Annotated in this window: 21 protein-coding genes; 5 read left to right on the plus strand and 16 right to left on the minus strand. The window is 27.7% G+C overall.

What is annotated here, in order from left to right; genetic code table 11:
• Nucleotides 1-4: 4 nt before the first annotated feature.
• The 7 genes from mreC to BN6774_RS16060 all read right to left on the minus strand — a co-directional run bounded on the left by mreC (nucleotide 5) and on the right by BN6774_RS16060 (nucleotide 6,711).
• Complete coding sequence (mreC, locus tag BN6774_RS16030) at nucleotides 5-856, minus strand: rod shape-determining protein MreC (RefSeq protein ID WP_066895580.1); 852 nt, start codon at nucleotides 854-856, stop codon at nucleotides 5-7.
• Complete coding sequence (locus tag BN6774_RS16035) at nucleotides 856-1,875, minus strand: rod shape-determining protein (RefSeq protein WP_066895582.1); 1,020 nt, start codon at nucleotides 1,873-1,875, stop codon at nucleotides 856-858. The genes mreC and BN6774_RS16035 overlap by 1 nt, the downstream gene beginning before the upstream one ends.
• A 17-nt stretch (nucleotides 1,876-1,892) precedes the next feature.
• On the minus strand, nucleotides 1,893-2,582 hold the full coding sequence (gene radC, locus BN6774_RS16040; RefSeq protein ID WP_066895584.1) for a RadC family protein: 690 nt from the start codon (nucleotides 2,580-2,582) through the stop codon (nucleotides 1,893-1,895).
• Between the two features lie 52 nt (nucleotides 2,583-2,634).
• Nucleotides 2,635-3,204, minus strand: coding sequence for a Maf-like protein (locus tag BN6774_RS16045; protein WP_066895586.1), 570 nt, complete (start codon nucleotides 3,202-3,204; stop codon nucleotides 2,635-2,637).
• A gap of 210 nt (nucleotides 3,205-3,414) precedes the next feature.
• Nucleotides 3,415-4,125 (minus strand): SPOR domain-containing protein, encoded by a 711-nt coding sequence (locus BN6774_RS16050; protein WP_066895588.1) that lies wholly within the window; start codon nucleotides 4,123-4,125, stop codon nucleotides 3,415-3,417.
• Nucleotides 4,126-4,387: 262 nt separating this feature from the next.
• Nucleotides 4,388-5,011: a type A chloramphenicol O-acetyltransferase gene (catA, locus tag BN6774_RS16055; RefSeq protein WP_066895590.1), complete on the minus strand. Its 624-nt coding sequence runs from the start codon at nucleotides 5,009-5,011 to the stop codon at nucleotides 4,388-4,390.
• 245 nt (nucleotides 5,012-5,256) lie between these two features.
• Nucleotides 5,257-6,711 (minus strand): aminoacyl-histidine dipeptidase, encoded by a 1,455-nt coding sequence (locus BN6774_RS16060; RefSeq protein WP_066895592.1) that lies wholly within the window; start codon nucleotides 6,709-6,711, stop codon nucleotides 5,257-5,259.
• Nucleotides 6,712-6,850: 139 nt separating this feature from the next.
• On the opposite strand from BN6774_RS16060, the gene pyk reads away from it, so the two are divergent.
• Nucleotides 6,851-8,269 carry a pyruvate kinase gene (gene pyk / locus BN6774_RS16065; RefSeq protein ID WP_066895594.1) on the plus strand — a complete coding sequence of 473 codons (1,419 nt, stop codon included), beginning with the start codon at nucleotides 6,851-6,853 and terminating at the stop codon, nucleotides 8,267-8,269.
• A 126-nt stretch (nucleotides 8,270-8,395) separates the two neighbouring features.
• On the opposite strand, the gene BN6774_RS16070 is transcribed toward pyk, so the two are convergent.
• The 4 genes from BN6774_RS16070 to rpsA all read right to left on the minus strand — a co-directional run bounded on the left by BN6774_RS16070 (nucleotide 8,396) and on the right by rpsA (nucleotide 13,898).
• Nucleotides 8,396-9,520 carry an SPFH domain-containing protein gene (locus BN6774_RS16070; RefSeq protein ID WP_066895596.1) on the minus strand — a complete coding sequence of 375 codons (1,125 nt, stop codon included), beginning with the start codon at nucleotides 9,518-9,520 and terminating at the stop codon, nucleotides 8,396-8,398.
• Nucleotides 9,521-9,540: 20 nt separating this feature from the next.
• Nucleotides 9,541-10,128, minus strand: a complete 588-nt coding sequence (locus BN6774_RS18225) for a hypothetical protein (RefSeq protein ID WP_084767068.1) — start codon at nucleotides 10,126-10,128, stop codon at nucleotides 9,541-9,543.
• A gap of 396 nt (nucleotides 10,129-10,524) precedes the next feature.
• The gene (locus tag BN6774_RS16080; RefSeq protein WP_066895598.1) at nucleotides 10,525-12,414 is read right to left on the minus strand and encodes an endonuclease MutS2; all 1,890 of its coding nucleotides are present in this window, start codon (nucleotides 12,412-12,414) and stop codon (nucleotides 10,525-10,527) included.
• 338 nt (nucleotides 12,415-12,752) lie between these two features.
• The gene (rpsA, locus tag BN6774_RS16085; RefSeq protein WP_066895600.1) at nucleotides 12,753-13,898 is read right to left on the minus strand and encodes a 30S ribosomal protein S1; all 1,146 of its coding nucleotides are present in this window, start codon (nucleotides 13,896-13,898) and stop codon (nucleotides 12,753-12,755) included.
• Nucleotides 13,899-14,246: 348 nt separating this feature from the next.
• Between rpsA and BN6774_RS16090 the strand changes: the two genes are divergently transcribed.
• The 4 genes from BN6774_RS16090 (at nucleotide 14,247) to BN6774_RS18550 (ending at nucleotide 16,525) form a co-directional block, all read left to right on the plus strand.
• On the plus strand, nucleotides 14,247-14,918 hold the full coding sequence (locus BN6774_RS16090; RefSeq protein WP_084767070.1) for a hypothetical protein: 672 nt from the start codon (nucleotides 14,247-14,249) through the stop codon (nucleotides 14,916-14,918).
• 15 nt (nucleotides 14,919-14,933) lie between these two features.
• Nucleotides 14,934-15,587: a PspA/IM30 family protein gene (locus BN6774_RS16095; protein WP_066895601.1), complete on the plus strand. Its 654-nt coding sequence runs from the start codon at nucleotides 14,934-14,936 to the stop codon at nucleotides 15,585-15,587.
• 8 nt (nucleotides 15,588-15,595) lie between these two features.
• The gene (locus BN6774_RS16100) at nucleotides 15,596-16,243 is read left to right on the plus strand and encodes a DUF1292 domain-containing protein (protein WP_066895603.1); all 648 of its coding nucleotides are present in this window, start codon (nucleotides 15,596-15,598) and stop codon (nucleotides 16,241-16,243) included.
• 90 nt (nucleotides 16,244-16,333) lie between these two features.
• Nucleotides 16,334-16,525: a hypothetical protein gene (locus BN6774_RS18550; RefSeq protein WP_159426844.1), complete on the plus strand. Its 192-nt coding sequence runs from the start codon at nucleotides 16,334-16,336 to the stop codon at nucleotides 16,523-16,525.
• A gap of 51 nt (nucleotides 16,526-16,576) precedes the next feature.
• Here the strand turns inward: BN6774_RS18550 and yaaA are convergent, their stop codons facing one another.
• The 5 genes from yaaA to BN6774_RS16125 all read right to left on the minus strand — a co-directional run bounded on the left by yaaA (nucleotide 16,577) and on the right by BN6774_RS16125 (nucleotide 22,037).
• Nucleotides 16,577-17,344 carry a peroxide stress protein YaaA gene (gene yaaA, locus BN6774_RS16105; RefSeq protein ID WP_066895605.1) on the minus strand — a complete coding sequence of 256 codons (768 nt, stop codon included), beginning with the start codon at nucleotides 17,342-17,344 and terminating at the stop codon, nucleotides 16,577-16,579.
• 25 nt (nucleotides 17,345-17,369) lie between these two features.
• Nucleotides 17,370-17,786, minus strand: a complete 417-nt coding sequence (locus BN6774_RS16110) for a CBS domain-containing protein (protein ID WP_066895607.1) — start codon at nucleotides 17,784-17,786, stop codon at nucleotides 17,370-17,372.
• Between the two features lie 130 nt (nucleotides 17,787-17,916).
• Nucleotides 17,917-18,834: a 3'-5' exonuclease gene (locus BN6774_RS16115; RefSeq protein WP_066895609.1), complete on the minus strand. Its 918-nt coding sequence runs from the start codon at nucleotides 18,832-18,834 to the stop codon at nucleotides 17,917-17,919.
• A gap of 240 nt (nucleotides 18,835-19,074) precedes the next feature.
• Nucleotides 19,075-20,886 carry a MutS-related protein gene (locus BN6774_RS16120; protein ID WP_066895611.1) on the minus strand — a complete coding sequence of 604 codons (1,812 nt, stop codon included), beginning with the start codon at nucleotides 20,884-20,886 and terminating at the stop codon, nucleotides 19,075-19,077.
• A 209-nt stretch (nucleotides 20,887-21,095) separates the two neighbouring features.
• Nucleotides 21,096-22,037 (minus strand): metal ABC transporter solute-binding protein, Zn/Mn family, encoded by a 942-nt coding sequence (locus tag BN6774_RS16125; RefSeq protein ID WP_066895613.1) that lies wholly within the window; start codon nucleotides 22,035-22,037, stop codon nucleotides 21,096-21,098.
• Nucleotides 22,038-22,094: the final 57 nt, after the last annotated feature.

Here is a 22,094-nt window from a genome sequence, read left to right on the forward strand (position 1 = left end):
ACCTCTAATTATCGTATTTTACTTCTCTTGTTTCCTTTGGTATGATTACAAATAATTCTTCTAACTTATTGAAATCAACATAAGGTTTTACTATGGCGGTTTTCATAACCTTTATTTCATCACTTTCTACTGAAACAACTTCTCCTATTCTAATTTCCTTAGGATAGATTTGGCCAAGTCCAGATGTAAGTATTACATCTCCTTCTTTTATTTCAGAATCTAATGGTAAATTAGTTACTTTTGTTAAACCAGACTTAGTACGTGTGACATACCCTTTTAATATTCCAGTAGTCTCTCTTGTGCTATTAACCATAACCGAAACAGCTATATTTTCATTTAACAAACTTTCTACAATAGCCCAATTAGACCCTGTACTGGTAACCTGTCCCACCAAACCCTTTTCTGAAATAACTACCATATCCTTTTTTAATCCATCATTTTCACCTTTATCTATAATATAGCCATCTGACAAACTTTCTCCACTATAGCCAATGATATCACAACCTACATAATCATAGTTATTCTTTGAATTTTTAAAATTTAAAACTTCTCTTAATCTATCATTTTCCTCTTTAAATTTATCGTATTCTAATAATTTATTTTTTAATTCTATATTTTCTTTAGTTAACTCTTCATTTTCTTGTTTTACTTTAGAAAAGTTTAATAAAAAGTCTAAACCACCCTTTATTTTATCATTAATATTATAAACTACCTTTTGCAAAGGATTTATAGCACTACCAACACCACTTGAAACAGCATCCTTTTGTTCATTATTTATTGTATAAATAATTATGCCTAAAAAGGCAACTGACAGCACTATTACAGTAGCTGCCAGTTTATTCTTGTGAAGCTTCATTATTGACCTCTTTGAGTCTTACTTAACTCATCAAAGTTATCTAATGCCTTACCTGCTCCAAGTACAACACAATCAAGCGGTGATTCCGCTATATGAACAGGCATATTTGTTTCATGGTTAATTAGTGCATCTAATCCTCTAAGTAATGCCCCGCCACCAGCTAACATTATTCCTTTTTCCATTATATCTGCTGCTAATTCAGGTGGTGTCTTCTCTAAAGTTGTCTTTATTGATTCTATTATTGCATATACAGGTTCCTTTAAAGCTTCTCTTATTTGATCTTCGCCAACTGTTACAGTCTTAGGAAGTCCTGTAATCATATCTCTTCCTTTTATGTCCATTTCTCTTACTTCATCATCAACCTTATAAGCTGAGCCTAATTCCATTTTAACTTGTTCTGCAGTTCTTTCACCTATCATTAAGTTAAATTCTTTTTTAATATAAGCTATAATTGATTGATCTAATTCATCTCCAGCCACTCTTAATGACTTACTAGTAACTATTCCACCTAAAGATATTATAGCCACTTCCGTTGTACCTCCACCGATATCAACTATCATGCTACCTGTAGGCTCTCCAACTGGAAGACCTGCTCCAATTGCTGCCGCCATTGGTTCCTCCATTAATACTACGTCTCTAGCTCCTGCAAATTTTGCAGCTTCTTCTATTGCTCTTCTTTCAACTTCTGTTACTCCTGATGGGTAACAAACTATAATTCTTGGACTAGTGAAAGCACTTTTGCTAGTTACTTTTTCAATTAATTTCTTAAGCATTGTTTGTGCTATATCAAAATCAGCTATAACTCCATCTTTTAAAGGTCTAATGGCAACTATATTTCCTGGAGTTCTTCCTATCATAAGTTTAGCTTCTGCCCCTACTGCAAGTGGCTTTCTAGTTGCACTATTTATAGCAACTACTGAAGGTTCACTTAATACTACTCCCTTACCTTTAACAAAAACAAGCGTATTTGCTGTTCCTAAATCTATTCCCATGTCTTTATTACTACTGAAAAATCCCATATGAATTCCCCTTTCGCTTATATTATTCCTTTTTCTTTCAAACTAACGTATTCATTTTTTCCTATTATTAAATGGTCTAATAAATCAATGCCCATTATCTTACCACATTCTTTTAACCTAATTGTTATATTGATGTCTTCCTTACTTGGTGTAGGATCTCCTGAAGGATGATTATGACAAATAATTATACTGGAACTACTTTTCTTTAAAGCTTCTTTAAAGATTTCTCTTGGATGTACAATTGATGTATTTAAACTTCCCTTAAAAACATCCTTTATACCTATAATATTATTTTTTGTATCTAACATTATTAGTTTTAACACTTCCTGTTTTAAAAGAACCATTTCACTCATTATTAATCTTGCTATATCCCTTGGAGAAGTAATACTTTCTTTCTCTCTAATTAGACTTAACATATTAATTCTTCTAACAAGTTCACCTATAGCCATAATTTGACTTGCCTTTATATTTTTAATTCCTTTAATATTAGTAATTTCATCTAATCCAGCTTCTAATAAACCATCTAGTCCATTAAACTCTGATAAAATTCTAGTACTTAAGGAAATTATATTTTCACCTTTTGTTCCTGTTCTTAAAATCACCGCAAGAAGTTCTGCATTAGTTAAGGTTTCTGGACCGTTTATAAGTAATTTTTCAATTGGTCTTTCTTCTTCTGGCATATCAATAACTTTTATACTATTATTCATAAATAAACACCTCAAAAAATAGTAGCTTTATTTATAAATATACCCTAAAATCCTACTCCTTAACCTTATTTAACATTTTATTTAGAAGATTTAATGGTAATCCTACTACATTATAATAGCAACCCTTTATTTCTTCTACAAAAACACCACCGTATCCTTGTATTCCATAAGATCCTGCCTTATCAAGTGGCTCTCCAGTCTTTATGTAATTTAATATTTCTTGGTCTGTTAAGGTTCCTATTTTAACTTCAGTGTACAAGGAAGCCTCTTCCATTTTATTATTGTACATGTTAATAATTACTATACCGGAATAAACTCTATGAGTTTTCCCACTTAACTCTTTCAGCATTCTATATGCATCTTCTTCATTTTTAGGTTTTCCCAAAATCTCATTTTCTAATACAACTACAGTGTCACCAGCAATAATTATAGCTTCTTCTTTAAGACTATTTTTAATACTAATGGCCTTTCCTTTAGCTAAATTAATTACATATTCTTCTATGTTTCCATTAAATAGTACAGTACTTTCGTCGAAGTTACTAACTTCTATTTTAAAGTCACTAATTATTCTATGTAATAGTTCCTGGCGTCTTGCAGATGATGACGCTAAAACATATTTCAAACCTATCACATCCTACTTTTATACTTATTTATAGTCTTGACAAAAATGGCACGGTTTAAAAGTAAAAATAAAGACAAAGATATTTGTCCCTATCTTATATCTTATATAGTTTATCATTATATAAGCTTTGAAACAAGTAGCTTTGCCCTTCTTTATTTAATTTTTATTTAATTGTAATAGTTTTGTTATAATTACCCACCATCTATTTTTTTACTTTTGTAATTTGCTTAAGATTGAATAAATATATTCTAATTCTGATACTATATTTGACTTATTTATTACTTCTGGTAAAGAGTCCATATGCCCTTTATAATCTTTTAAAATATCTATTGAATTCCCTTCAGATATTTCTTTTAAATCTTTTATCCATGCTTTAAAATCTGTAGTATTAATTTCCTTAACCTCTTCTTTACTAGCTGTATTTAATATTTCTAAGTATCCATTTGTAATTTCAATTATTTGATTTTGAATTTCATCATTTTTATTTAAAGCTAATTTAATTTTAGCTGTTTCTATTCCTTTTTCCTTTAATTTTTGTATAATTTCTTCACTACCTTCTTCCTTAGTTATTCCAGCAAGGACTCTATATTTTCCTTCAGAATCTTTTACAATAAAAGAGTTAAATTCACTATCTATTTTACTTAATACCTGTTTAGCGTTTTCTTCCTTAGAAAAGTATCCACATTGAATTATGTCAAAGTTTTCTGTATCAACACCTTCTGAGTTTGCATTACTATTATTTTCTTCTACTTGAGGTTTATTGTTTATTTTACCTAAGGTATCTATATTAGGAATAATCTTTAACAAAAACCAAGCTGCAAATACTCCTATGGATATTGCTGCAAGAGTTGTCATTAATAAAGATGTCAAAAACTTTATTCCATTATTTTTCTTTTTGTATTGATATTTTGTGTACTTCATTTTATCATCCCCCTCTTTCATACTTATATATATTATAAATTTCTTGATAATATTCATTATGTAAAACATTTTTTAATAAAAAATAATCTAACAGTATAACATATGTAAAAAAATATATAACTTAGTATAATAAAAAAGATCTGTTTTAAAACAATGCTAATATTATATATGATTAATTTAAAAGACCAATGACTTGAAATCACTGGTCTTAACTTCGTAATATATTAATATTTTTCATTAAATCTAATTTAAAAATTGTAATTTATTCATCAATTAAATCTTGCAACTCATTTATAAAACGACATACATGAAATCCATCACATACAGCATGATGTACTTGAATAGCTAATGGTAAAATGTATCTTCCTCTTTCTTCATAATATTTTCCCATTGTAAATATAGGTAACAAATACTCATACCCTTTTTTAAGATTTAAGTTAAACCCTTCAAATGTTGTCCATGGAATCATTGATACTGAAAAATTATTTTCGGGTATATTCGGCTTTGGTATCATCCCTTTTAGTTCTCCGAATTCTGCCATATCTTTTTCATAAGCGGTACAGAAATCATCATACTTGCTAGAATACTCTGTCCAAAGATTAGAAAAAGTTTTTGTATTTTTATTAAATATTGTATAGCAAGGTATCATTTCATCATACACACCTAATTGACCATTTGCATTAAATGAAGTCCTAAACTCACTATGTCTATTAACAATAGTAGTAATAAAATATAGCATTGCTGGATATAATTTTTGTTTTCTGTTTTTTATTTCTGTAATATCCAATTTTACACTCATGCTATATGTACACGGAACTTCAAAAAAATAATGTTCAAAGTATTCTATTCTATCCCAATTTTTTTTATCAATAATAGTAAACTTCATTTTTTTCTCTCTTTCAAATTACTATTTATCTATATAATATAAAAATATATTTATTTATTACTATAATACTATTGCATAATAACTTATATAGTATTATACACTTATATAGATATATAATACTATATAAACAAACTCATTATACAAAAATTGGTGTTAAACAATCAAATAAAACAGAGCCAATAAAAAAATCGATGACTTTAAAGCCATCGATTTTTTATCATTTACATTAAATTTTAATATATAAACTACTTAAGTTCTTTTAATACTTCTAATAAATAATCCCAAACATTTTTAACTGATGATATACTCATATGTTCTTGTGGTGTATGAACATCATAAAGATCTGGACCAAAGCTTATCATATCAAGCTTTCCTAATCTTTCATTAAATAAACCACATTCAACACCTGCATGTATAGCTACTATTTTAGCATCTTTTCCATACATTCTCTTATAAACATCTTGGCAAATTCCTCTTACCTTTGATTCACTATCATATTGCCATTCTGGATAGCTAGCTGTAGTTTCAAATTCTGCTCCAATTAAATCTGCTACAGTTTTACTTCTTAATACTATTTCATCCTTTAGAGATGCAATAGAGCTTCTTATAGCACTATCAAATTCAACTGTATCCCCCTTAGTTGTAACTACACCTAGGTTAGTAGAACTTTCAACTAAATCTTCTATTTCAACACTATTTGTGTTAATTCCATTTGGTATTAAGTAAAGTAAATTTACTGTTTTTTCAGTATCTACCCTTGTAAATAGCTTTTCAACATTTTCAGTATTTTGAAGTATAGAAACTTTAACTCCTGGATCTTGTGTTTTTAATTCATTTAATAAAACTGGATTCCATGAATTAATTATTTCTTTTGCTTTTTCTACATCACTTGCTTTAAGTGCAATTATAGCATCTGCTTCTCTTGGTATAGCATTATTTTTTGAACCGCCATTTAGTGAAGCTAATTTATAATCTACAGAAGATAATAAAGATTTTAAAATTCTACCTATAATTTTATTAGAATTTCCTCTTTCTTTATTAATTTCCATACCTGAGTGACCACCCTTTAATCCTCTTACTGCAATATGTAAAAAGTTATCGTAGTCTCCTACTTCTTCTAAATTAACTTTAAGTATATGTTTACTTCTAATTCCGCCTGCACAACTTACTAATAAATGTCCTTCTTCCTCATTATCTAAGTTTAAAAGAATTTTACCATTTATGTTTTCTTTAGAAACTGCCATAGCTCCTGACATTCCAGTTTCTTCATCTGTAGTAATTAATACTTCTAATGGTGGGTGCGGAATATCTGTTGAATCTAATATTGCTAATGCATAGGCAACTGCAATACCATTATCTGCTCCTAGTGTTGTATCTGTTGCATATACCATATCATCTATAACTCTTAATTTTAATGGATCCTTTTCAAAGTCATGATCTGTTCCTTTATTTTTTTCACAAACCATGTCCATATGTCCTTGAAGTATAACAGTTGTAGAATTTTCATATCCTTCTGTTCCTGGTTTTTTAATAATTACGTTTAAAGCTTCATCTTGATGAACTTCTAAATTAAGTTTCTTTGCTACACTTACCAAATAATCACTTATAGCTTTTTCATTTCCTGATCCTCTTGGTATTTGAGATATTTCTTCGAAATATTGAAAAACCTTTTTAGGTTCTAAATTTTGTAAAATATTCATTTTATTTTCTCCTTCCATGCTAAATTATGTTAGAATTATATTATGAAATAAGTATATCATAGTATATATGATACTTAAATTTTATTTTTTTATTATAATTATTCATAATATTCATAATATTTTATTTTGAGGTGATGTTATGCAAAAAACAAAAATGATTTTTACCATTGGACCTGCAAGCGATACAGAAGAAATCTTAAGAAAGTTTATTCAAATTGGAATGAGTGCTGCAAGATTAAACTTTTCTCATGGAACTCATGAAACCCATAAAGAAAAAATAGATCTTATAAAGAAAGTAAGAGAAGATCTAAATTCTCCTACAGCTATTATTCTTGATATTAAAGGTCCTAAAATTAGAACTCACAACTTTATTAATGACGGTGTAGAACTTAAGGAAAATGATGAATTCTCTTTTATATGTGACGATGAAATTCTAGGAGATAATAAAAAATGTACTGTTTCATATAGAGATTTATATAAGGATGTTACAGTTGGTGGAGAAATTCTAGTTGATGACGGACTTTTAAGGTTTAAAATTAAAGAAGTTGTAGGGACAGAAATTAAATGTATAGTTACAGTTGGTGGAACTATTAAAAATCATAAAGGTGTAAATGTACCTAACGTTAAAATACATCTCCCTTCAATTACTGAAAAAGATAAAGAGGATTTAATTTTTGGCTGTGAAAATAAGATAGATTTCGTAGCTGCATCTTTTATTAGAAAAGCTTCCGATATAGAAGATGTGAGAGAAGTTTTAAAAAGCCATGGTGGAGATTATATTCAGATTATAGCTAAAATAGAAAACCAAGAAGGTGTTGACAATATAGATGAAATAATTGAAGCTTCAGATGGAATCATGGTTGCTAGAGGTGATATGGGAGTTGAAATTCCTATTGAAAAAGTTCCAATAATTCAAAAAAACATAATTAGAAAATGTAATGAGGCTGGAAAAATAGTAATTACCGCAACCCAAATGCTAGATTCTATGATAAGAAACTCTCTACCTACTAGAGCTGAAGCTTGTGATATATGTAATGCTATTTTTGATGGGACTGATGCAATTATGCTAAGTGGTGAAAGTGCTAGTGGAAACTATCCTATAGAAGCTGCTGAAATGATGTCTCGTATAGCTGTTGAAACCGAAGCAAACTTAGATTATAACTATTTAAATAAGAGATTAAAGGAACCATCTTTAACTTCATTCTCAGAAGCTATTAGTTATTCAGCATGTAGAAGCTCTAATTTACTACATGCTAAAGCTGTAGTTGCAGCTACTAATAGTGGAGCCACAGCTAAGCTTATATCTAAATATAGACCTAAGTGCCCTATTATAGCTATAACGCCTTATGATGAAGTAAGAAGAGGATTAAACCTTAATTTTGGCATATTCCCAACTAAATGCCAAGTATTCACAACAACTGATGAAATACTAAGCGAAGCCAAAAAAGTTGCTACAAATTTATCTTTTGCTGAAAGAGGTGATGATATAATAGTTGCAGCTGGAATGCCTAGCGCTACCACTGGTGGAACTAATATGCTTAAAATAGAAAAAGTATAATATTACCGTTATATGAAAGCAAAAAAAGTTCAGCTTAAACTGAACTTTTTTTCTTAATTTTATAATAAATATATCATCTCATTCTACCATTATTATAATATACTTAATTGCTTTTCACTTCCAAGATTACAACCCCATAATCTCCTTCTTTTTAACATCGAACTCATCTTGCGAAAGAATCCCAATATCCATTAACTCTTTTAACTTCTTCACAGCATCTATTTGCTCATCAAGGGACATACTAGATTTTTGCGTAATGGGTGCTACGGTCTGAGTGTTCATATTTTGAGCAATATTCATACCAAATATCATACCTGCGCCATCACCTAATCCGTTATCCTGAATCCCTTGTGCTATTTTTTGTTGTGCTGAAATATTTGATGCTTTTTGTGAAATATCTTCATATGCTTTAAGATTCATCTTATTTGAAGAATACTGTTTAACCAATTCTCTAGATTCCTGTGAGAATTCAATGTTTTCAATTCCGACCTTTACTATTTCAAAACCAAATCGTTCTTTCCAAGTTCCTGCATTTGAATTATCAGAAGATATTTTTTCTGCAATTTGATTAGACTGTGAAGGTAATTGAGATATTCGATATGTTGTTGATAATGAATTTAATGCTACAGTAAATGATTGGACAAACTCAGAAATAATTTGAGATCTTGCCTTTATATCATCAAAGGAATAATAAGTAGTATTAGCTGGAACATAATTTTTAATAAATTTTTCAGCATCAATCACTTTTATAGAAAATGTTCCAAAAGCAAGTATCTCTAAATCAGTACCATAAAACATATCATTATATACTAATGGTCCACGAGTTCCAAATTTTATATCACGTATTTCTCTTAAATTAACAAATGCGATTTGTTTTTGGTCAGAAGTCTGTCCTCCAAAAGCTATTCTATCTTTTACTTGATTTAAGATAGAACTCGTCATTCCATCACCATTGAAAATACTTTTTTGACCATTTTGGTATTCATATCCACCAGGAGTTGTAATAATTTCTTCAATCCCAGATTTACTAAAAATAAATGCAGCGGTATTTTCCGGAACAAATATCTTTGAACCATTTGAAATTACAGCGTTAGAACCATTGAAATTGGAACCTCGCCCTTTATTCGTTTGCTGATATATCCCCTGATTAACAACAGTATGCTCATCAAAATAACCTGCAGTAATTATATCTTTCCATTGATCTGCAAAAGTTCCACCAATAGCCCCTGTAAATGCTCTAATTATTCCCATTGTATTTTAACCCCTTTCTTTTATAGTTGTTGATCACCGTCACAATACTGACATCGAACAATTTTCCCTTTCACTCCAGAAATTGGAGCGCCACAAAAGCTACATTTTTTTGCCACTTTTGTTACTATTTCATTATTATTTTGAGTCTTACCTCCTAAAGCTCCTTTAAATATATCAAAAGTATCTTTTATAGCTCCTGCTATTACTTCTGAATCTACTAACTTAGGAGTAACTGCCATGTCAACTTCAGAAACTTGTCCAGTAATTAAATTGTTTATTGCATTTACCCATCTACTTGCTTCTTTTTCTGCCTTTTTTATGCTAAATAGAGAATCTGTATTCCAAAATTTAAATGATTCCATACCATTTACAAAATAAATATCAATATTACCATCCTTCCCCAAAACTACTTGAGCTTTCTCATTAAACACTTTTATTTGCTTAATTGGATATATTTGATGTATATAATTAGTTCTAAAAACGCCTTTTGTTGTAATATAAACAAGATTTAAATTAGTTAATATTAACTCGCCATTACTATTACCATGTCTAACATGATCGTTTTCTAAAATAAAAGATTCATTGGATTGTAAATTATACTTTGACATCTTAATCCTCCTTTATGATTGCTGATTTTAATATATACTAATTCAATAATATTAGTATGCATACTCACCCCTATGATATAAAACAAAATTTAAATTCTACATAAAAAGAACAGCTCTCTATATACTTTTACAAGTAAATAGAAAGCTGTTTATTATCTTTTAAGTCTTGAAGCGCTGCTATTTCAGGAGTTTTACCACATACCCCTAATTTAGTACATCCCTTTCACCTAAAGTTTGTTCACATTGATAGCAAAACATTGGATATTCTAACTCCATATTATTTTCCATACTATTACCTCCGCTTTAATATTCCATATTATATTTCCCTAAATCTATTAAAATATATCTACATAAATAATACTCTGGAAAATTTTTATACACTTTTATAATTTCTTATTATTTAAAGGATTCTTTTCTTATTTTTTTCAAGGCTTTTTTTGATCCACGATTTATATCATGTTCTAGTTTTCTTTCTTTATAACTTACAAATAGTTGATTTAAGTCATATCCTTCTGGATATAGCTCACTTGCTTTTAGGTCTAATTTAACTCTTTTATAATTTACTTCAATAAAATCATTTTTATAAAACACTACTAGATTATTCAACTCATTTATTTCTTTATAAACTATAGCACTATCATTTTTATCTAATAAAATTACTCTATCTCCAACAGAATAATTATATTTCGATTCTAAAATTTCTATTTCATCTTTCTTTTTAATTACTTTACTAGATTTGATTAAATCATAATTATATTTTTTTGTTTCTATATACTTTTTAGTTCTCTCTATTATAGAATCCGCTATCCCCATTTTTTTAGATATATAGAGAGCATTACTATCTCCACTTTTACCTATATTAAGCTTATATAATGGTTCTAAAGTTTCCTTTTTAAATTCCATAGCTGCATTTTCAAAGTCTGGATGCTCCTTAGAGAAATTTTTTATTTCTCCATAGTGAGTAGTTGCTATTGTAATACACCCCTTATGATATAACTCTTCTAAAATAGCAATTGCAAGAGCTGCTCCTTCATTTGGTTCAGTTCCACTTCCTATTTCATCAAATAATAATAAAGTTGATTTTGTACTTTTCTTTATAATTTCAGCTAAGTTTTTTACATGAGACGAAAATGTACTTAAAGCATTTTCAATGCTTTGATTATCACCTATATCAACAAAAATATTATTAAATACGGAAATTTCTGTTCCTTCTTTAGCTCCTATATGAAAACCTGATTGTACAGCAAGAGTTAATAAGCCTACTGTTTTAAGAACAACTGTCTTCCCCCCAGCATTTGGTCCTGTTATTATTAATGTTCTATAGTTTTCTCCAATTTCAAAATTAAGAGGCACAGAATTTTGAAGTAATGGATATTTACCATTTATTATTTTTATATACCCAGTATCATTTAATTTAGGTTTTATTCCTGAAATCTCATTGCTATATTTAGCTTTAGCCCAAATCATATCATATTCTGCTATTACTTCTATATTAATTTTCAAATCTCTAATTCTTTCGTTTAACATTTCAGTAAGCATTCCTAGTATCCTATACTCTTCTATACTTTCTTCAACTTTTAATGTAGATAGTTCTAAAGTATATTTAGAAATTACATCCGGTTCTATAAATACTGTCATCCCTTTTGAAGAAGTTTCAATTATACTTCCTGAAACATAATTTTTATAAGAAGATTTTATAGGAATAGTATATCTTCCATTTCTCTTGCTTATAAAAAATTCTTGTATATATTTTTTATTTTCACTATTCTTTAAAAATTTATCTAATCTTTCTCTTATTTTTTCTTCACACTCATCTATGTGCCTTCTTATTTTTTTAAGTTCCTTACTTGCATTAGAATCTACAATGGTTCCCTTAATACATCTATTTATTTCCTCTTCTATATAGTTCAGTTCTGTAATACTATCTCCATAACTGCTTAAAGTAGGTGCGTAACCTTCTTTATCCTTAAAAAATATTTTGATCTTTCTACATCCTCTTAAAAAATCAGATATCATTGTTAAATCTTCTGGATCTAATGATGAACCTTTTTCTATTTTTTCAATACATGGAACTATATTAAATATCCCATTTAAAGGTATATGGTATGAAGCTTCTATTAATTTTCTTCCCTCTGAAGTTTCATCAAGTCTTTTATTTACAACTTTTAAATTATCACTTGGTTTAAGTTTATCAATTAAATCTTTTCCTAAACCACTTACACAATATCCTTTAACTATTTCTTTTAAATCCAAATAATTTAATTTTTCTAATGTCATTTTATCCATTTTAATATTCCTTTCTTGCATTAAATAAATACAAGCCACGAAATCTAGATAGATTTCACTTATATAAAAAATAAAAAAGCTGTGGATACTTCCACAGCTAAAAATTCAACAATAAAAGGTATATAATTATACCTAATGCAAGCTAATTCGTGGACTTGTATCAATATAGTTTAATTAATTCCACAACAAACAAAGGTATAGTAACCCTATTTTTTGGAATCAATATTAAATTAACTATTTGATACTAAACACTCACAAACTTCCCTCGCTTTTTTTGAAATCTATCTTTTTTAATATATTATAAATTCTATAATAATGTCAATATTTCTTTAAACATTTTATTCAAACAAGCCTTTAAATAAATCTCCTAACGAAACACCTTCATCTAAATCATTATATTGTAAGTATTCTTTAGATTTTTCTTCAGCATCTTTTATAGTTAAAGAAACTCTCTTATTATTCTTATCAACATCTAAAACCTTCACTTTTACTTTTTGTCCTAGTTTTAATACATCTGAAGGTTTTGCTATATTTTCTTCTGTAATTTCGTTTATATGAACTAATCCTTCAATTCCTGGGAATAATTCAACAAAAGCACCGAAGTTTAAGAACTTCATTACTTTACCTTCTAAGATATCACCTATTTTTAGCCCTTCACCATATTTAGTCCAAGGTTCTTCATTTATATCTTTTAATATTAATGATACTCTTTCATTTTGAGCATCTACTTCTCCAACGAATACTTCTACTTTATCGCCTTCTTTAACTACTTCTTCAGCTCTATGAACTCTTCCCCATGATAAATCATTTAAGTGAATTAATCCTGTTATTCCACCGATATCAACTATTGCTCCTGATTTAATTATCTTTTTAACAACACCTGATCTCTTTTCTCCAGATTTAACCGATTTCCATAATTGTTTTTTGTTATCTTCGTATATTACATCTTCAATTACTCTTCTTGATGCAACTACTTTTCTATTTCTAAAGTCTAATTCAATAACTTTAACTTCTAATTCTTTTCCAATATAATCTGCTAATACTACTCTTTCCCTTGAAACTAAAGAAGCTGGTATAAATACTCTTATATTTCCATAGTAAGCTACTAAGCCACCCTTTACCTCTTCCTTAACATAAACCTTTATAGTTTCTTCATTTTCAAAAGCTTTTTTAATATCTTCTCTTTCAGTTATTTCTAAAGCCTTTACTCTTGATAACTGAACATATCCTTCTCCATCATTAGGTGATAAAACATAAACTTTTATCTTATCTCCCTTATTTACAACTTCTCTTGGATCTTTATCCATATTAGTTAATTCTGATTTTTCTATAACTCCATCAAAAGCATAATTAATATTAACAGAAACCTCTTTATCATTAACATCAATTACTTCTCCATCTAATATATCCCCAGTTTTTATTCTCTTAACGTCAAATTCCTTTAATAAATCCCCCATAGTTCCTTCTAAGTTTTGATTTGTCATGTTTTTCACTCCTTAAATTATGTTGTATCATAATATAATTTTAGATTAATATGATATTGATTACAAGTATTTATATCTACTAAGTTTTTTCTTAATATTAACTTCATCTTAATTATTAGTCAAATAAGTTGTGTTATAATTGATTATGCAAGAATTCACAAATTATAAGTTTTTATATACCATATTAAACAGTATATAAATCTAGTAAATAGTAGTTATAGTACGATATAGTTAGCAAATATTACTTATCTAACTATTTATTTGGCTATTTACTAAATTTTATTCTTAAATTGACTTTGAATAATTTAACTATTTTATATAAAATAAATCTATAATCTTTTCTTGGAGGTGAATTTTATTAAAAGAAATAATTATAAAAAAATAATATTTACTGTATTTTTAACTTTTATTTTTTTAACTTCTAGTTTTCTTATAGATACTATTCCTATCTTTGATAATATTACTCATGGAGAAGTAACAGTATCTGCAAAAGCTAAAAGTTCTAGTAGCTTTAAAAGTGGCGGTTTTAAGAGTTCTAGTAGTTTTAAAAGTTCTTCTAGTAGCTTTAAATCAAGTGGTGGTAAGTCAAATGTTTCTAAATCTACTAGTGGTTTTAAAAGTGGCTCCTTTAAAAGTAGTAGCTCTAGTTCCTCTAGTAGCTCTAAAACTCAAAGCAGCTCTAACTCAAGCTCTGGAAACTTCAAAAGTGGTTCCTTTAGTAGTACTGTAGATAAAGGGAAGTCAGGAACTTCGAAAGGTTTTTCTTCCGGGTCCTATAGCACCTCAAATAAGGACAATACAACCCAAGATAAAGATTACGACAATCAAACAACTAATTACGATGATTATGATAGTGGATTCTCATTAGGAGATATGTTATATGGACTATCAGCCCTTAGACATTTTGCTTATGGCACTGGGGGAAGCTCTATTTCTTTTGGTTCTATACTTATAATGGGAATAATATTCGTAATTATAATTTCTATAATAAAAATTTATTTAAAGAAAAGAAAATATTAATTAGGAGGAATACTTATGGGTATTTTTACAAGAATGTCAAATATGTTAAAATCAAAGGTAAATTCAACATTAGATGAAATGGAAAATCCAATAGAATTATTAGATCAAAAAATTAGGGATATGGAAAAACAACTAAACTCAGCAAAATTAAATTCAGCTCAAATAATTGGTAATGCACATGAAATAAAAAATAAAATGGATGCTTGCCAATTAGAAGTAAAAGATTATGAAGATAAAATCAAGTTAGCATTATCTAAAAGCAATGAAGACTTGGCTAAAAAAGCTTTAGCTAGAAAAATAGAATCTGAAAAGAAATTAGAAAGTTTAAAGACTAGTTATGAAAATGCTAGAACTCAAGCCGATACTATCAAGAAAAATCTTGCTGCTTTAGAGGCTGAAATAGATAGAACTAGAAACTACAGAGATGAAGCTGCTGCTAGATATAGCAATGCTCAGGCCAGCCAAAAAGTAAATGAAGTATTGGCAAATGTTCAAACCAAATCTAATTCTATTGAAATAGATAGTATAGAAAGAAAAATACAAAAACATGAAGCTCTAGCTAATGGATTAAATGAACTTAGAAATGTTGACACTTTTGAAAGTGAATTTGAAGCTTTAGATACTGTTGATTTAGATTTAGAACTTGAAAAATATAAAAATATGAATTAGGTGATTAAATGTCTAGTACCATTGAGTTTATAAATAAGGAAAGGGATGTTATTGGAAAAACTTATACTGAAATTACTTATGCAATAAGTGAAGTTACTCCCTTTCTTGACGCTAGTATATTAAAAAGAAGAAAGTATTATTCAAAACTTCCTATATTAAAAAAATATATTGATATGCTAGATGAGGTAGAATACTCTAGTAAAAATAAAAAATTTAGTTTTTTTAAAAAAGATGATAGTATTATAAAACTAGAACAATATAAAAATGATAACCTAGAGGGCTTTAGTCAATTTGAAAATTGTGCAAAATGCTCCTGCCTTAATTGTATAAAGGAGTGTAATTTCAAAAGTTGTAGTGGATGTAGAACAAACTCCTATATAAAATCTTGTGATAAATCTAAATTAAATGTACGCTTCCACAAAAACTTTATTTTAGATTTAACTAATAACAATACTGGAAAATCTAATAGATATAAAGTCCTTGCTACAATTGAGAACTGTATAGAAGACAATTTATATATAGCTCTTGAAAACTTATTAGATAATAATGATAAGCTTATTTTATATTATTATCCTGGAATTTCATCCGATGATTTTGGCGAAATTACAGATGAAGAAGAATTTAACCTTATAGTTGAAACTTATGAACAAAGCTAATTAGCGAATTGAAACAATTAATAATTAAGAATGTATAATTGGGGTAAAAACTACTAAAAGCATTTTTATAAATAATAGCTATATTGGTTTATGCTATTATATCAATATTGGGGGATAAAAACTATTATGAATAATGAATTTTATGTTGGCTTTGGAACATTGGCATTGATTAATGCAGGAATTGCCCAAGGAAAAAATAGATCTGGTCTGAATTGGTTTTTACTATCATTACTACTTGGACCTATAGCAACATTATGTTTAGTGTTAAGTGATAAAAAATAATTAAGAGGTTGCTTATAGCAGCCTCTTAATTATTTAAATTTATAATATACGTTACTCTCTCGTAAATACTAATTCTTTTTCAGTAGACATATCTTCATTAAATAAATATCCGTCTACATTTAGCTTTTTAATATCTTCGATATTTTCTATTTCATTTTGTATTATATATCTAGTCATAATCCCTCTTGCCTTTTTAGCATTGAAAGATATAATCTTATATTCTTCTCCTCTTAACTCCTTAAATATAGGCGTTACTACATTTACCTTATCACTTTTACTTAATCCTTCTATAGCCTTAAAGTACTCATTTGATGCTAAATTTATTATGGTCTTATTATTATGAGTGCTTAATTCTTCTATTAAGCTTTCTTCTAAAGTATTATCCCAAAACTCATAAAGGTCCTTTAACTCATTAACTTTAAGTTTAGTTCCCATTTCAAGCCTATATTCATTAATTCCATCAAAAGGTCTTAATACCCCATATAAACCTGATAATATTCTTAAATGATCATTTGCATAGAAAAGTTCTGAATCTGATAAGCTTCCTACATCCATGCCCCTATATACATCACCTTTAAAAGCAAGAATACATTGCTTTGCAGTATCTAAATCAGGTGTCCACTTTTGGAATCTATCTTTATTTAAAGTGGCTAACTTTGTACTTATTTTCATCAACTTTTCTAAAGAATAACTATCATAATTAACAATTTCATCTATTATTTCCTGCGACTTTTTTAAAAATCTTGGTTCACTCATTGGTAAGTTACTTTCTTTTTTTTCAAAATCTAAAGTTTTTGCAGGAGAAATAACTACTATCATAATAATCCTCCTTTTCTTTAATATTCTAAACTATCTTTTTCTTCTTCATTTCATCATAGCAATAATTTATTATATCACTTCTCTTAATTATTCCAATAAAAATTCCTTCATCATCTACTACTGGAACAAAATTTTGACTTGTTGCTAAATATATAAGACTCTCAACATCAGCATTTATTGAAACACTTTTGTGCTTTCTTTTTCTCGGTATATCTATAATTTTAACATTTTCAGTATTTCTAAAGTTTAAATCAGGAGTATTTTTAAGTTTCCAAAGCAAATCTCCTTCAGTTAAAGTTCCTACATACTTGCCTTCTTTATCTATTAAAGGAATTGCTGTGTATCCATGATGCTCCATTCTCTCTATAACTTGTCTCATTGTTGCATCTAAATACTCATAAATCACCTCATTTTTAGGTGTTAAAAAAAATGCAATATTCATAATGTATCTTCTCCCATACTTAAAATTGATATTAAGCTATATATGTCTAAATTACATGTGTAATATTTATCACAACTTACATATACATTTTATCATATTTACAATGTAATTGTTTTAGAATATATAAATTTTAATACTTAATTAATTTATTATCCATTTTTTTAATTTTATAACTAAAATTAATATATTCTATTTCATCAATTATGGTTGAAATTTCATTATAAACTTCTTCACCACTGAAGGTTTTCTTTACTATAACCTCATTCATTACTTTATTATTACACCTTGGACATTTTCCAAGAGATACAAATCTCCATTTTATTGGAACAAAATCATACTCTATATCTATATTTACCTGACACTTAGGACATTTGCTATTTATTTTTTGTTTATCCAATAAATATTCACTTAAATTTTTTAAATCTACAGCTGGCATATTATAAATATCTTTAATTATATAATTTTTTAGAACTCTGGAATTATATATTCTTTTAAATACTTCAGATGTATATATAGCATCATTTAGTGCATCATGAAGCTTATTATTATCAACTTTAATTTTTAATTCTTCTAACGCATTCTTTAAACTCAGAGATTTTTTCTTTGCTAGTATTTTAGTAGAGTATTCTTGAAGATCTAAATAGTTTTTAAGCCAATTCAAATTATTATAGCCATAATACATTGCATTATTTATTATTTCAATAATATCATCCTTAGCCCAAGAACATATTATATCTCCTTCATTTATAAGCTTAGATAGATTTTCTATACCCTCTTGAAAAGTTAAACCTTCCTTTAAATCTTCTTCTGTTATATTTGTTATTTCTGATATTTTAGGATTTAAAATAGGTATTGCTGATGGCTTAATATAAGTCTTAAATTCCTCTAGTGGCTTCATATAATTATCTAGCTTTATTGCCCCTATTTCAATTATTTCATTATCTAAATCAAGCTTTTCAAGTCCTGGATATTCTTCTAATATATTAGGAAAATACCTATGTATACCTTCTAAATTATTAAATTCTAAATCAATTATTATAAATGCCATTTCATACCTCTCAAAACTTTATACTCATAAGTATATTATGCCATTTTTTTCAATATTTTTCACTACTATTTGTATAAATTACTAGTAAATATACATATGTACTATATCCTTGCTTAAAGCCCAAAATTATATATATTAAATTGAAAAACAAATAAAAAAGTGTGCCATATAAGTTTGCTTATGACCTATATTTCCTATAAGCCATCACGACCTTATATAACACACTAAAAACTATATTAATTATTTATTTTCAAAATTAATTCCTGCAAGCTTCATTAAATGTACTGCATTTTGAGTTTTACTTTTTCCTTCTCTAAGAGTATAGTCAAATTTAATCTTATCATCTTCATAATACTCTTGAAAATTATAATTTTTAAGCCATTTCCTAGTTTCTTCTAACTCGCAAAGTTCTAAATCATGGGTTGATACAAGTCCCATAGCACCATTATCCACTAGTTGATTTATTAGGACCTTAGCTCCTTCGTGCCTATCTCTTGAATTAGTTCCCTTAAAAATTTCATCTAATAAGAAAAATACTTTTTCTCCATTTTTAGCTGCTTCAATTAATATCTTTATCCTTAATATTTCTGCATAAAAAGAAGATATACTTTCTTCTAAGTTATCCTTAGTTCTCATACATGTATATATACTAAAAATACTACAACTAAACTCTTTAGCACAAACAGGAGCTCCTATATAACTTAATAATAAATTCACTCCTATAGTTCTTAAAAAAGTACTTTTACCAGACATATTGGATCCAGTAATTAAAGCAACTTTTCTACTAATCCCATTCTTTGAGTTTAAATTAAAATTATTAGAAACTGCCTTATCCCCAAGCATTGGATGAGCTACCTCTATCCCCTCTAATCCATCTTCATCATAGATTTTAGGATAACACCAATCTTCAAAGTCAAAAGATAAGTTTGAAATACTTGATAAAGCCTCAAACTCTCCCATAATTTCAAGCCATTCTTTCAATTTATTTCCATTTAAGTTTCTCCATTCCTCTAAGTTCCTTAATATGAAAATATCCGATAATAAGGTTACATTTAAAATTAAATAATAAGCATTCCCGCTACTATCTCCCAGCCAATCAACTAATGACTTTAATGCCTTCATTTCCTTTATGGCACTAGAATTATTGCTTCTTAGTTTCAGTTTTAAGCCCTTTAATAATTCTGCCTTAAAATCTTCTTTATCTATTAAATCTAATAAGTTTGTATAAGCTTCAATATCCTTTTTATGATTATTAAACAATGATATAACTTGTGATAAATCTTTTGTAAGAGTTTTAACCACTAAATAATTGATCATAAAAACTAATATTAAATATGTTATAGGCAAAATTCTTACTGCTACTAAAATTATAGAAACCATAGTAATAAATATAAATATATATGGAACTATTTTAAATATTGGTTTAATTTCTTTTTGTGATTCTGCCCATTCTAATAAGTCACTAATATCCCTTAATCCACTTTTCTTAAAAGTTGATTTTACCTCTAATTCTTGCCTCCATTTAACCTTATTTCCTAACTCCTTAATAGCTTCTTGTCTATTTATTATTTTTTCTTTACTTGGTATTTCTTTTAAGGATAAAATATCCCTTAGCTTTTCTCTTCCAAATTTAGTCTTAGTTGAATTTATCATTTGGAATAAGGAATTTCTACCAAAAACATCCAAATCGCTAGTAAAAGGATGTTTATCATTTAAAAATTCCTCCCCTTTATCCTCTTCTTCTTTAAATCTTCCATTAATTCTATTTATACCTTTACCATTAATAGAAATATATAATTTTGATTCATTTCTTTCTTTTATCTTTTTATTATGAAAAACTGCTACTACTATAAATAATAAGAATCCAATTATTACTGACCCAATTAAAAATAATATATTTTCTTTTTTATAAAAATAATATGCCGATGAAATTATTAAAATAATTATTACTAATCTTATAGTTGAAATAATATTAATAATATTGTTTAGAATTTTTAATTTATCTTTATAATTTGTAATTTCATTTTCATAAAAGTTCAATGCCCTACTCATATATACACCACCTTATGAAATATTCTACCATAAAAAGTTCACTATGTAATTTTATAATTTTTATGGAAATAAAAATTATAGGATACACAATATCTTGCTAACACCCTTATATTTTCTTCAAGTCTTTGCAATATAATATGTATCCTATTAAACATTAATTATATTTAATTACTGATTGTTTAGCATAATTTTATTGTATAGCACATTTTTTATTTTAAAGAATTATATATAGTTTCTAGATTGTATTTCATTCCTTCTAAATAACTCATATTATCTTCTTTAGTTTCAAGACTATATACTTTAACTACTTTTGCTCCAACTTCCTTAGCTAGAGTTTCTGCTTCTTTTGAACTTGCAGTAGATTCACTAAATATTGTCTTAACTCCATTTTCTTTACAATAATTTATTAAAGTTTCTAAATCCTTAGGAGTTAATTCTCCTTCACCAAAAACATCTGCTATACTCTTTTGAGTTAACCCAAAATCTTTACATAGATATCCAAAAGCTGCATGTCCAGTAACAAAATCTTTGTTACTTAATTCGTTAAATTTAGAAATATATTCTTCATATAATGAATTAAAATCGCTCTTCAAATTTTCAAAGTTTTCTTCATAAAAGTCTTTGTTATCTGGATCAACTTCACAAAAAGTATTCTTTATGTTTTCGGCTTCTTTTATAGCATTACTTAGACTTAGCCAAATATGAGGATCTTTTCCACTATGTCCATGATCATGATCATCATGTTCTTCTTCATCACCTTGTTCATTGACAACTTCCTCTGATATGCTAATTGCATCTATGCCACTACTTGCTTCAACTATTTTTACATTTTTTCCTTCAATAGTTCCTAAAACAGAATCTATCCACTCTTCCATTCCAAGTCCGTTATATATAAATATGTTCGTATTAATTAAGTCCTTTAAATCCTTTGGTTTTGGATCAAAGTCATGGGCATCGCTTCCATCTGGTATTATTGAAAATACATCCACCTTATCCCCACCAATTGCTTCTGCAAAATCTTTTAAAGGATTAATAGTAACTCCTACCCTTAATCTTTCACCTTTATTATCTTCCAAGTCCTTACTTTTACATCCTGAAAGAGAAAATAATATACCTAATATAAGTACTAGGCTTATTAATTTTTTTTTCATTATTCCACCTCTTTTATGCAAATGATTTGCATTATTCATAGGTATAATTCTATATTT

Source organism: Clostridium nigeriense, from assembly GCF_900086595.1.
In the GTDB taxonomy this organism is placed as follows: domain Bacteria; phylum Bacillota; class Clostridia; order Clostridiales; family Clostridiaceae; genus Clostridium; species Clostridium nigeriense.